This window comes from Coleofasciculus sp. E1-EBD-02, from assembly GCF_040218245.1.
Lineage (GTDB): Bacteria > Cyanobacteriota > Cyanobacteriia > Cyanobacteriales > Coleofasciculaceae > Coleofasciculus.
Window position 1 is genome coordinate 1 of record NZ_JAVJQN010000245.1, and the last position, 12,234, is coordinate 12,234.

A 12,234-nucleotide genomic window follows, 5' to 3' on the forward strand; every position below is an offset into this window, starting at 1 on the left:
AACTAGCGACGCATTTGTAGGTATCGTGACCTTGAAAACGTAGACCTCGAAAGTCTGAGGCTGGTCATGTTGTGGCTTGTATCCCGCTCGAAGAGTCGGGCAGTCTACAAGCCCCTGCCTTTAGGCATGGGGTTCATGACCGAAACAGTTGCTTGAGAACATCCAAGCGGGGGATATCCCAATAATCGATATGGGAAGAAATTAGTCCATCTGCATTTAGACGTAATTCGCTCCAACCGGGTATAGAAATTCGCGGTTTCCAGGGGAGGGGTGTAGTCCAGCTTAAAGTCCAGCGCGTTTTGATGGTATCGCCGGATTGGGAAATGTCGTGCAGGTCAAGTTGGGGATTGATGAACCAGGTTTGGATAAATCCCAGCATTTGTTTGTAGCGATCAAGTCCCCGGAACTCGTTGAGGGGGTCTTTGAAAAAGACATTGTTGGCGTAGATGCTGTAGGTTTGGTCAACGGGGAAGCGTTGATAGTCCTGTTTGAGGATTTCAATAATGTCTCTATTTGTCATTTATTATCGCTGATATGTTATTTTTTTAACGATACCATACGTAGTCGGACACAATTCAACTTAAGCGTGAGGACAAGGGAATAGGGAACAGGGAACAGGTAGGATTTGATCTGAGTCCAGCGCCCTGAATGTATATCCAGGTAATTCCGATAATAGTAAACTCATCCCACTGAATCTTTGATGTGGAATGAGTTTAAAAGTTGACTAAAGATTTATTTAGGGAGTCGTGCCAAAAATTTGTTCCTTGAAAGAGTTTACCTGTAAAGCTAAGTCTTGACGGTTGGCAGCACTGAGCAAATAGCGGCAAATAAACCAACTTACATAAGCAATGCCAATTATCTCTAGGAATAAGCCTAAGAAGGGAATCGTATTAATCGCATTCAGGACAGCCAGACTTAGCTTGAGACTGGTTAGGGCAGCTATAATCCAAGCAACCGCGATAAAAATTTGCTTGGTGTTCGTAACTCGGTTGTTTAGGTGATCAGAGAGAGTCTCTATCGTCAATTGACATGTACCCTGTAGAAAGGCTTAGTCTTCTACAATGTCTAAGTATTGAATGAGCGCACTCAAGGCATGTTGTACATAATCAATGCGTAATTCAGTCACACGACGATTAAACTTTTTTGCATCAGGAGTATCTGCGGCGATTTGGTTTACAGCTCTGGGAAAGGCTCCAAGGAAGTTTCCCTCTTTAACCTGAACGCGGAGTAAAAAGTTGATACCAGGCGGTACAGCAGACTGAATACGCTGACGTATTTCCTGATTAGCCGGGAGGAACATCAGAGCCGCTTGCAATCCTTCTAAACGGGTTGCGGTGGGAGTGACTTTACCCTGTTTGGAAAAGCCGCCATTATAGTTAGGGTGCTGAGGATTTCTAATTCGCTCGGTTAGTATTGTTTCGCAAATCTGAATGGCATGGTTGATTAACAATTCTTTCGATACAGGTAATTCTTTCTCATTGGTTAGCGAGAGTAGTTGAGCCGTCGCCAGTAACGCCCAATGGTCAGCCGGGATGTTGGTTTGCGCTTCACGAGTGTGAGCAAGATAGGCTAAGGCTTTAGCCGCCGCATTGAGCCAAATCTGAGACTGATCCTGTTCATAAAGCATCGCCAGCCCTAAAGCTGCCTCACCAGGATAATAAAGGGATTGCCACTGATCCCAACGCCCTCCCTGAGAGGGGATGTATTTTGAGTAAAAACTGCCATCTTCTTTTTGCATATAAACCAGGAATTGCCCTAACTTTTGCAAATCTGAGCGGGCGGTAAATCCGGGCTGAATTTTCTCCATACTTAATAAAGCGACTAAACCCAGACCTGTACCTCCTAGCTTGACTTGGAGAGGATTTCCGCTGTGATTTACCTGGGGTTCTGACCAGACGGCTAGCAGATTATTCTGATTCGGTAGAGGATAAATGGGTTGATCTCGCAGATATTGACTGGCTTTTTCTAAGACAGAACGTACCTGGGGAGTAGGGTGTCGCTGATAATACAGGGTTAGGGCGTAGATTGTGCCAGCATGACGGAGAATATTATATTTTTCCTTAACCTTCACGGCAGGATTCATGTTCAGGCGATACTCAAACCTGCCATCGTCTTTTATCTGCTGAACGAGATAGTGGGCGGCTTGGTTGGTCGCGATTTGAATAGTATTAATGTCTAGAATAGTGTTTCCTTTAATTAATGGCGAACATAAGGATCAATAAACAACTTAAGAGGGTAACGAGAGTGAAATTGACTTGCTTTCTCAAGAGAAAAACGAAACGTTGCCAATACTACATGGTTAGACCTATTTTAGGGTCTGCTGATAAGTATTGTGGGGGGGTAAGGAGCAGGGGAAGCAGAGGGAGCAGGGGGAGCTTCGTCCCTTCACTAGGATTAACCCTAGGTCTGGTGTCAAGTTACTTACACAAATCTTAATGGAAAAACCTAGCTGTCAATCATTGCGATCGCGAATCGCTATCATCGATTAGTTCTGCTACTGCAAATCATTATAGCCAGAATAATCAAAAACGGAATAACATACCATTAGTCATTCCCACTTTTCAACTATGACGTTCTATCGCTGGCTGCCTATCTTTTCCACCCTGATTTACCTCATTGCCCCAATCTCCAATCCAGCAACGGCACAATCATCCTCACCGTCTGAAAATAGCTGTCCAGCACCTGCCCTTTCGCGCTTGCAGAAACACAAAGTCGCGCCGGGTGAAACATTAGATAGTATTGCTGAACGATACAGTCTGATCCCAGAAACCTTAGCAGAACTCAATCCTAGCTTGTCAGGGAAATCCATGCCCGTGGGTCGAGAGATTCTGATTCCTCCCTTTAATGGAATTCAGGTGCAAGTTCCGGCGGGGGCTAGCTGGCAAGACTTAGCGGAGGCGTATGGTATCCGTGCTGATATTTTATTTGAGGTCAATGGCTGTGCGCTACAACCGCCAGGAGTTGTTTTTGTCTCAGGGGTGAATTGGGTACTGGCAAATCGCAAGCCTGTGGAAAACTATACTGGATTTCCTGGTTATCCCTTGCCCGCATTAGCGCCCATGGGGTTTAATTACGGTTGGCATCAAAATGGCGATGGACAAACTCAGTTTCACAGTGGTATTGATCTATTGGCAGACCCTGGAACCACGGTCTTAGCGGTGGATTCGGGTACAGTTGCCTTTGCGGGTCAACAGGGAACCTATGGTAATTTAGTCGTGATTAATCACCAAGGTGGACGCCAAACCCGGTATGCTCATTTAAGTCGTCTTTCGGTGAGAACGGGTCAACGGATCAAACCGGGAACACCCTTAGGGGCGGTGGGTACTACAGGAAGTCCGGACATTGACCAACCTCATTTGCATTTTGAAGTTCGCTTCAATGCGCCTGCGGGTTGGGTAGCGCAAGACCCAGAGTTACATTTCATGAACCCCGCCCTACTTCGTGAGGACGGGGATTGGTAGAGATAACCTGCCAGTAGAGACCTTCCATGGACGGTCTGTACATGAATAGGGCATGAGTTGATAAGGGATAATCACAACAAGAGCGCTTCTCTAGCTTGGCTTAAATGTAGGTTCAGGAATCTCTGAACACCCTCTAAATCCAGGACACACCCTTACCAATGCCTTAAGAGACGCAAACATTTTACACGAGTGGATTATCTCTATGAATCGTGTTCGGTGTAGTTAGCAAAGAAGGAAAGCCACTAATGCCCACTAAACCATCTAGGGCTAGACGATGGGTCAAAGAAGGCAAAGCAGTTGGGAAGTGGTCGGACTTGGGCATCTATTACGTTCAACTCATATGTGGGGAGGGATAGCGAACACGTTGACGGCAAGACCGCTCAATGATGAATGATGGATGATGCGTGATATCATGTCCGGTTGAATACTTAACAAGATCAAAGGGACTAATAACTGGCGAGAAGGACATGATATGACAAATGACGAAATTTATCATACCATTGCGGTGCAGTGGAGCCTTATTACTGTCGGTGGGTACAGTCAGCTTCTTGTGCGGTATGGGTTATGGTGTTGTCCAAAGCTATCCTGAACCCCCACCGGAACCGATCATTCAACCTCAATCGGATATCCCCACAGAACCCCCGCCGCCGAATGTGACGGTTCAGATTAAAGCCGTGGGTGATATTATTCCGGGTACAAATTATCCTCAGAATAAACTGCATCCCAATAAAGCGGTTCTTTTTCAAGCCGTTCAACCCAGCCTGCAAGGTGCTGATTTATTATTTGGTAATTATGAGAGTACTTTAACGAATTATCCCTATTCTGCTAAGTCGATAGGGGGATTAATTATCGCCTTTCGCACGCCGCCTGATTATGCCTCTTTGTTAAAAGAGGTGGGCTTTGATATTATGAGCGTTGCCAACAACCATTCTTATGATTTCTCACGTCAAGGATTTGCAGATACTATTAATAATTTGGAACAGGCTGGAGTTAAAGCATTAGGCGAAAAGAATCAAATTTTATATGCTAACATCAATGATCTATGGATTGCCTGGATTGGTTTTAGTTATTTTAATTATCACAATTCGTTGAATGATTTGCCTGCCGCTATAGCATTAGTGGAAGAAGCCAGTCAAAATGCCCATATCGTGATTATTTCCGTTCATGCAGGGGCGGAAGGCACTGGGGCGATGCACGTTCGCAATCAAACGGAGTATTTTTTTGGCGAAAATCGCGGCAATTTGGTTAAGTTTTCCCAGACGATGATTGACCACGGCGCTGATTTAATTCTCGGACATGGACCTCATGTTCCGAGAGCCTTAGAACTGTATAAGGGAAAGTTAATTGCCTATTCTTTGGGCAATTTTATGGGGTATCGGACTCTCTCGACTCAAGCTCAATTGGCGTATTCTTTGGTATTGGAGGTAGAGTTGGATAACCAGGGTGATTTGGTTTCGGGTCAAATCATTCCAATTATGTTAAATCATCAGGGGATTCCTTATCCGGATTCCCAAGGGCGCACGATTCGGCTGATGCGCCAGCTTACTCAGAGTGATTTTCCTAATACTCCTTTACAGATTGATTCAACGGGTAAAATTATTCCCCAGTAATTGTCATTGGTCATTGGTCATTGGTCATTGGTCATTGGTCAAATAATTATTCGACTTGGAAAGGGCGGGTTTAGTTACATCATGGTCAAACACAAAGGATTATAGTGAAACCCGCCCCTACAAATTAAAAAACTCACGCGCCAGGTTTCCTCGAAGGTCGTGAAGGGTCAAAACTATTTCATTCTTCATCCTTTTTTTGACTCGAATCTTTCCCTTCAGAGAATCGTTCTTTGAGTTTATCACCAGCGGCTTTGGCTTGGTCGGTGAGATTATCTGTAACTTGGGGAACACCTTGTTTTAGGGATTCTACATGCTGAAGGGTTTTCTTGTAGTCATTGCGAATAAATTCTGCGGCTTGACTCATGCGTTCATGGACGCCTTCGGTATATTTCTCACTGTTTTTTACTGCCGCCTCTAGCACAATAATTCGCTTTTTCCCCACACTAGAAACGGCAGCGGGTGCAAGGGTATAAATCCCGTCAATGATTCCTTGCCAACCACTGGAGGAATATAAGTAATTCACGACGGCTCCGGTTTCGGGTTCAATTATATAATCAACCAGTTTGCCGACTTTGTTTCCAGCATCTGTCCAGACTTCTACACCAATGCGAGACTCGAGGGGTTCAGTGGTTTCCGAAGCGGTTTCTTCCTTAAGGCTGTTGACAAGAATGCTATCGCTGCCAATAGTATTGACTTGTTCCCAGGTAAAGTGGTGTTTTTTGCCGCCGAGAAAGCCGGATTTGCAGGTTAACCCAACTACGCGGTGGGCTTGCAAATCAAGCCATAGCTGTGTCACTCGACCGACTTCTTCAGCGGTATGACGATTTAAGACTAATCGGTTTAGGAGTTCGCTTTGCTTGAGAACTTCGGCTTTTGCGGACATCAGACACCTCGCTTGGGCTATTCTTGAGACAATGTGACTTGCTGTTCGATCAAGTGCTTTGTGTTGTGTATTTAAATTTTAGCTGACAACGGATGCGATTATTTTTAATTTTAGCGGTTGTTATCGCCATCTTAGCAATTATTTTTGCATTGCAAAATGCTGTGCCTATCGCCGTTACTTTAGTGATTTGGCGAGTCGAGATATCTTTGGCGTTAGTTCTCGTCTTAACGCTAGGGGTTGGCGTTGTGGTGGGATTATTGGTATCAGTACCATCCCTGATGCGGCAAAATTGGAAACTTGCTCATCAGAAGCGACACAACAAAGACTTAGAGAAAGAATTAAATGAGCAAACTCAGCAACTGGCGAATCAGCAAAAACGGATTGAATATCTGGAAAATAGTTTAAAGTTTAATCTGGATTCTTCTGAATCAACTGATCGGGATGTAAATGCATAGGCTATTTATGGACTTTGCTGGCGAATGTTACTGGCATAGCGTCAAATCCAATAAATTGGTCGGGATCTGGAAAACCTCTCTCCAAACCTCTCTCCTACAAGGAGAGAGGCTTTGAATTCTCCCCCTTCCGTGCAAAAAAAGCGAAGCAACATCTGGTCTCCCCCGCATAGAAAAAAGCGAAGCATTCGCTGGCTTCCCCCTTTTGAAGGGGGACGGGAGGGGGATCTACAAGGGGGACGGAAGGGGGATCAAAAGGGAAGAGGGGGATCTAAAAGGGAAGGGGGCTAGGGTATCGATTTTTCTAGATGGCGTGAAAAGTCAGACAGAGAATAGGTGATGCGATCGCGGTATAAGTCTCTTGTGCCTTTTACTTTTCCTTGAACAGCGAGTTAAACTGGGCTTTAAGCGATGGCATATCGGCGATTCGTGACACCAGTACACTGGCGTTCCCAGCATCCTCTAGACGATCTTTCCAATAGCGAATCCGATCCGGGTGATTCATCCAGAATTGAATCACGGTGTCCACCGCTCTATCCATATTCCATCCCTTCTGAGTGGGAACGGTTTCAACCGATTCTAAGAAGGCATCCAAGGTACATTGATAGGTTCCCAAATATTCAACGCCTGGGGGAGTTACTTTTTCACCGATCCGCTGTTGATGATTAAAAAAGTCCAGGATAGGCGAAACGCCAAGGATATCAAATGTATAGTTCATGGAATTTAGCCTCTATATTTACAAGCGTTATCCCCAAGTTTAATCAAATAAATTGATTCTAGATTATCATCGTGAACAGTTTTATGAAAATTTTATTTAACGGTCGAGGGTAAGTTAAAGTAAGTCGTAAAATTAGCACTCTATGCCATTGAGTGCTAATCAAAACCAGAACAAATTCGGTAGTTTAGCAACAACTGAAAGAGTCAATGAGCAGCAAAACCTTAACGATTCAAGTGATGGTGCTATCAAACATCGCCGCTGATGACAAATGACAAATGACAAATGACAAATGACGAATGACCAATAACTAAAATGAACATACTCCTGGCGGGTCACTATCAAATCATCAAATACTTAGGCGGTGGCGGTTTCGGTCAAACGTTTCTGGCTAGAGATAGCCATTTACCGGGGAATCCCTGGTGTGTGGTTAAGCAACTCAAACCTCAGCTAAACCAGCCGCAAGCCTTGGAAACGGCAAAACGCTTATTTGAACGGGAGGCGCAAACCCTGTATCGCTTGGGAACCCACGACCAAATCCCCCGATTGCTGGCGCACTTTGAGCAAGATGAGGAGTTTTACTTGGTGCAGGAGTTTGTCGAGGGTCAACCCCTGAACCAAGAATTTGCTCTGGGTCAAAAAATCACTGAATCAGAAGCGATCGCACTGCTTAACGATATCTTACAGGTCTTAGCCTTTGTTCACCAACAGCAGGTGATTCACCGCGACATTAAACCCGCCAACTTGATTCGCCGCCGCCGCGATCGCAAAGTTGTGTTGATTGATTTTGGTGTGGTCAAAGCTGTGAGTACGCCCGCCTCTAACCTTTATGGCGCAACCAGTATCACCGTAGCCGTGGGTTCTCCCGGTTATATGCCCAGTGAACAACAAGCGGGTCAACCTTATTTTAGTAGCGACATCTACGCGGTGGGAATGGTGGTGTTGCAAGCCTTAACCGGATTCAGTCCCACCAGTAAGCAAACCTCTCAGAGACTCCCTCGTGATCAGTATGGAGAATTTTCTTGCACCTTACTGCGCGATCGCATGACGATTCATCCCGGTTTAGCCGCTATTCTAGATAAGATGGTGCGCTATGACTATCGACAGCGATATCGAGACGCTAGCGAAGCCTTGCAAGCCCTAGACCAATTCCGCCAAGATACCCAAGGCGATGAACCCATCACTCATCCGCAAACCCTGGTTGTCCCCACCACTCATCCTCAATCACCCATCACTGATCACCAAACCCCCACATTACCCCTTTCCTCACCTCAAACGCTAGATGAACCCGAAGGACAGGTAAGTTTGAATTCTAGCTTTTACGTCGAGCGTCCTCCCGTAGAATCAGACTGTTATGATGCTATTCTCAAACCCGGTGCTTTAATTCGGGTAAAAGCGCCGCGACAAATGGGTAAAAGTTCATTACTCTCACGGATTCTCAACTATGCCAGTCAGCAAGGCTATCGCACCGTTTGCCTGAATTTTCAATCGGCTGATGCAGAGTTTCTCACCAGTTTAGATCAATTTTTACAATGGTTTTGTGCCAGTGTGAGCTGGAATTTAGGCTTAGACGATCGCTTAGACACCTATTGGCGAGGAATTTTAGGCAGTAAGAATAAATGTACCGATTATTTTCAACGCTATTTATTATCCCAAACCACTCGTCCTTTAGTATTGGGATTAGATGAAGTGGATCAAATCTTCCAATATCCAGACATCGCCACAGACTTTTTTGGACTGTTGCGAGCATGGCATGAACAGGGGAAGAACCAGGCAATTTGGCAGCGCCTGCGATTGGTGTTTGTCCATTCTAAAGAAGTTTATATTCCACTGAATATTAATCAATCCCCTTTTAATGTTGGCATACCGATTGAACTCCCAGAAATGAATCCGGTACAAGTCTGGGATTTAGTCCAGCGCCATTCTCTAGATTGGCAACCCAACCAGGTGGAGGAACTGATGAGTATGACTGGAGGACATCCCTATCTGGTGCGAGTCGCACTTTATCAAATTGCTCGCGGGAAGATGACAGTGGAAAAACTGCTACAAGTTGCACCAACAGAAGAAGGACCCTTCTATGACCATTTACGTCGCCATTTATTAAATTTAGAAGAAAATGCCGAATTGGTGGCAGCGATTCAGCAAGTTGTGGCGGCGAATCAGCCTGTTGAAATTAAAGCCGCCGCTGCGTTTAAATTACGCAGTATGGGACTGGTGAAGTTTCAGGGAAACGCTGTCACGCCGTTATGTCAGATGTATCGCCACTATTTTCGCGATCGGCTCAGGAGTTCATAAGCCAGGAATTGGCTGCACCCTGGTTTTTCCAGGATGGGTCTAGACATCCCTGGAGGAAGCCGATAAAATTCAAGCGGACGAAAAACCGCAACAGGCAGATTTGTTGGGGCGGGTTGGTGAACAGCCGGGTCAACTTCAGTAAGCCAAAACCTTTGCCAATTCTTTCCTCCAGCAACCCAGGTAGCCTGCGATACTTACCTATCCCACTTATTGTTAGCAATTATTTACATTTGGTGTATAATTTTATCCAATCTTGTCATATCCTTTATGATAGTCAGAACAATTTAGGGTAGCAACCTGCTGCAATCAGTGAGTAATCTCCGGTCGATCAGCAAGTCGAGACGTACCCTTCCCTTGTCTCCGCCGATAAACGCGTGGTTGTCTTTATTAATAGTTTATTAGGATTTTTTATACTATGGAAGTCTCTGAAAAAAAGAACATAAATAAGGTTTTAGCTATTGTTAAAAGTATTTGTTACTTGTTATTGCTCAGTTTTATTTTCTGCTTCGGGAATGTTCAAGCGGCATTAGCTCATACTCCACACGATGATATTTATCAGGTAGAATTATCTCCCACCTATGACCAAGATGAAGCCTTGTACATTATAGTCAGAGGCATCTATTTGAAATCAACCGATGGGGGTCAGAGCTGGAAGAGAATCGTGAGAGGTTTGGATAATATTAATAACTTAGCGGCGTTATCCACCTATGCTCAAACTAATAAAACTCTCTTTTTATCATCATTTGGAGATGGGATTTACAAATCAGACGATGCCGGAGAGTCCTGGATAAAAACTAACAAGGGATTGGATAGCTTAGATATTGACTTAATTTCTATATCTCCTCACGATGCTGACGTTGTCTTAGCTACTGGTAGTCAAAAAGGACTCTATAAAACTAATAACGGTGGTGAAGATTGGCAGAAAGTGATAGAGAACGATAAAATTACGGCGATCGCTTTTTTGCCGGAAAATAAAAATAAAGTTATTATCGGTAATAATCAAGGAAAACTTAACTTGTCTAGCGATGGAGGCGAATCTTGGCAGCAACTTGCTAATTTCCGCCAAAGTGGTGCAGTAACTGCTATCGCATTTTCTCCTAATTTTTCTTCAGACCTTACTTTTTTTGTAGGAACGGAAAAAGCGGGAATTTACAAAACGGTGGATCAGGGTCAGTCTTTTTTAAACGTCAATCAAGGACTTTCAGATCCCTTGATTAAGGATATAGCTGTTGTATCGGATAGTCAAAATAATTTGACTTTATTAGCTTCCGCCGGAAATCAAGGAATTTTTCGCTCGAAAAATGGGGGAAAAACTTGGGAGAAATACAGTCAAAGTCTGACTAAAGATGTTCAAGCCGATTCACCAAGTTTTGAGGATAGAGATCATTTCAGTTATTTGAGAATTTCGCCAAATTTTACTGAAGATAAAACAGTATTTTTGGCGGGATTTAATGGGCTGTTTAAATCGACAGATGGGGGTCGGGTTTGGCAAGAGCTAGAAACATTGTCTCCTCGAACGATTATCGCCTTAGACGTATCACCAGATTATCAGAATGATTCGACAATTGCTATCGCGGCTTACAATAAGGAGGCGTATATCAGCAACGATCAAGGAAATAGCTGGCGTCCAATTAACAAAGGTTTAACTATTCCTCGTTACAAAAAAGATTTAGCCAACCCAATTTTCATAGAAGTCCCCCGTTTTTACGAAATTATGTTTTCTCCCAATTATCGTAATGACAAAACTCTATTTGCTGTTTTGGCTTATAAAGTTTTAAAGTCTACAGATGGAGGAAACAATTGGGATTTAATTCCTATAAAAACAGTATCTGGCTATTCAACGAGGGGAATGACTATGGCTATTTCAGCGGATTTTGTTAAAGATAAAACAGTTTATTTAGCTACTAAATATGGCGGACTTATTTACAAATCAACGAACGGAGGTAAAAACTTTTCGGTCGCAGGTAAGATAGATCATGCCCTAAATGCTTTGGTAATTTCTCCCAATTTTTCATCGGATCAAACTCTTTATGCATCAAGTCCTGACGGGATTTACCAAACCGTTGATGGGGGGGCTACTTGGGAATTAACAACGGATAGTCCTGAGTTAGGAGATAAAACGTGGTCACAGTTAGCGATTTCCCCGAATTATCAGGCTGATCAAACGGTTATAGCCGGGAGTGATAAAGGTCTCTTCAAAACTAAAGATGCAGGAACAACGTGGGAAAAAATAGTCGGTTCTGCTTACGGCGGTAACGGCTATGTAGAAGCAATAGCTTTTTCACCCAACTTTAAAAACGATCAAACCTTCCTGGTTACTATTCGAGGAAAAGGAGTCTTTAAAACTGTTAATGGTGGGGAAACATTTAGTCAGATTGATGCTCTGATCGAGCAAAACCATTCATTGTCACCTCTACTCACCATATCCACTTCATCAGTTCCGATCAAATTTTCTCCATCCTACGCAACTGATAACACTATTTATGGGTTTGGTACGGCTGGAGCAGATGTGTTGAAATCAACAGATGGAGGTCAAACATGGCAAATAATTTCAGTTCCCAGATCTGAAAGCCAAATCGATAATTTTGTTACTTCTTTAAAAGTTGTAAATTTGGTTTTCCACATCTATCCTTTCCTGGGATTTATTGCTGCTCTAGTGTTAGCTTTGCCAAGTTACTTATTGCTCGGATATTTAGGCTTAGAAAAAAAATTACCCTTGCATAAATGGCAAATTAAAAGCGGTGGTGCATTTGTTGTATTTCTGGCAGTGTTACTTGTACTATATACTTAGGAAAAGTATCCCTTAATCCTGTCTCCA

General features: G+C 43.8%; 10 protein-coding genes and 1 pseudogene. 6 read left to right on the top strand and 5 right to left on the bottom strand.

What is annotated here, in order from left to right; all coding sequences use genetic code 11:
- Nucleotides 1–133 precede the first annotated feature (133 nt).
- From RIC07_RS35695 to RIC07_RS35705, 3 genes are all read right to left on the bottom strand, one after another.
- Entirely contained in the window at nt 134–520 is a 387-nt protein-coding gene (locus RIC07_RS35695) for a DUF2358 domain-containing protein (RefSeq protein ID WP_446398643.1), read from the bottom strand.
- Between the two features lie 216 nt (nt 521–736).
- Entirely contained in the window at nt 737–1,024 is a 288-nt protein-coding gene (locus RIC07_RS35700) for a CAAD domain-containing protein (RefSeq protein WP_446398644.1), read from the bottom strand.
- Between the two features lie 24 nt (nt 1,025–1,048).
- On the bottom strand, nt 1,049–2,083 hold the full coding sequence (locus tag RIC07_RS35705) for a hypothetical protein (protein WP_446398645.1): 1,035 nt from the start codon (nt 2,081–2,083) through the stop codon (nt 1,049–1,051).
- A gap of 484 nt (nt 2,084–2,567) precedes the next feature.
- Between RIC07_RS35705 and RIC07_RS35710 the strand changes: the two genes are divergently transcribed.
- The 3 genes and pseudogenes from RIC07_RS35710 (at nt 2,568) to RIC07_RS35720 (ending at nt 5,071) form a co-directional block, all read left to right on the top strand.
- Nucleotides 2,568–3,461, top strand: a complete 894-nt coding sequence (locus RIC07_RS35710; RefSeq protein ID WP_446398646.1) for a LysM peptidoglycan-binding domain-containing M23 family metallopeptidase — start codon at nt 2,568–2,570, stop codon at nt 3,459–3,461.
- 245 nt (nt 3,462–3,706) lie between these two features.
- A pseudogene (locus RIC07_RS35715) lies at nt 3,707–3,799 on the top strand (RRXRR domain-containing protein); the annotation flags it as partial.
- 141 nt (nt 3,800–3,940) lie between these two features.
- On the top strand, nt 3,941–5,071 hold the full coding sequence (locus RIC07_RS35720; protein ID WP_446398647.1) for a CapA family protein: 1,131 nt from the start codon (nt 3,941–3,943) through the stop codon (nt 5,069–5,071).
- A gap of 178 nt (nt 5,072–5,249) precedes the next feature.
- On the opposite strand, the gene RIC07_RS35725 is transcribed toward RIC07_RS35720, so the two are convergent.
- Nucleotides 5,250–5,954, bottom strand: coding sequence for a PRC-barrel domain-containing protein (locus RIC07_RS35725; RefSeq protein WP_446398648.1), 705 nt, complete (start codon nt 5,952–5,954; stop codon nt 5,250–5,252).
- 92 nt (nt 5,955–6,046) lie between these two features.
- On the opposite strand from RIC07_RS35725, the gene RIC07_RS35730 reads away from it, so the two are divergent.
- Entirely contained in the window at nt 6,047–6,409 is a 363-nt protein-coding gene (locus RIC07_RS35730) for a lipopolysaccharide assembly protein LapA domain-containing protein (RefSeq protein ID WP_446375853.1), read from the top strand.
- A 367-nt stretch (nt 6,410–6,776) separates the two neighbouring features.
- Here the strand turns inward: RIC07_RS35730 and RIC07_RS35735 are convergent, their stop codons facing one another.
- Nucleotides 6,777–7,124: a hypothetical protein gene (locus tag RIC07_RS35735; protein WP_446398649.1), complete on the bottom strand. Its 348-nt coding sequence runs from the start codon at nt 7,122–7,124 to the stop codon at nt 6,777–6,779.
- Nucleotides 7,125–7,436: 312 nt separating this feature from the next.
- Here RIC07_RS35735 and RIC07_RS35740 point away from each other — a divergent pair, with 312 nt between their 5' ends.
- A complete protein-coding gene (locus RIC07_RS35740) occupies nt 7,437–9,416 on the top strand; it encodes an AAA-like domain-containing protein (RefSeq protein WP_446398650.1) in 1,980 nt (659 codons plus the stop codon).
- A 415-nt stretch (nt 9,417–9,831) separates the two neighbouring features.
- A complete protein-coding gene (locus RIC07_RS35745; RefSeq protein ID WP_446398651.1) occupies nt 9,832–12,207 on the top strand; it encodes a WD40/YVTN/BNR-like repeat-containing protein in 2,376 nt (791 codons plus the stop codon).
- Nucleotides 12,208–12,234 lie beyond the last annotated feature (27 nt).

Excerpts from the sequence above, each read along its gene's own strand:
- RIC07_RS35695 (WP_446398643.1), bottom strand. The coding sequence starts at position 520 with ATGACAAATAGAGACATTATTGAAATCCTCAAACAGGACTATCAACGC.
- RIC07_RS35720 (WP_446398647.1), top strand. The coding sequence starts at position 3,941 with ATGACGAAATTTATCATACCATTGCGGTGCAGTGGAGCCTTATTACTG.
- RIC07_RS35745 (WP_446398651.1), top strand. The coding sequence starts at position 9,832 with ATGGAAGTCTCTGAAAAAAAGAACATAAATAAGGTTTTAGCTATTGTT.
- RIC07_RS35740 (WP_446398650.1), top strand. The coding sequence starts at position 7,437 with ATGAACATACTCCTGGCGGGTCACTATCAAATCATCAAATACTTAGGC.
- RIC07_RS35705 (WP_446398645.1), bottom strand. The coding sequence starts at position 2,083 with ATGAATCCTGCCGTGAAGGTTAAGGAAAAATATAATATTCTCCGTCAT.
- RIC07_RS35735 (WP_446398649.1), bottom strand. The coding sequence starts at position 7,124 with ATGAACTATACATTTGATATCCTTGGCGTTTCGCCTATCCTGGACTTT.
- RIC07_RS35730 (WP_446375853.1), top strand. The coding sequence starts at position 6,047 with ATGCGATTATTTTTAATTTTAGCGGTTGTTATCGCCATCTTAGCAATT.
- RIC07_RS35725 (WP_446398648.1), bottom strand. The coding sequence starts at position 5,954 with ATGTCCGCAAAAGCCGAAGTTCTCAAGCAAAGCGAACTCCTAAACCGA.
- RIC07_RS35710 (WP_446398646.1), top strand. The coding sequence starts at position 2,568 with ATGACGTTCTATCGCTGGCTGCCTATCTTTTCCACCCTGATTTACCTC.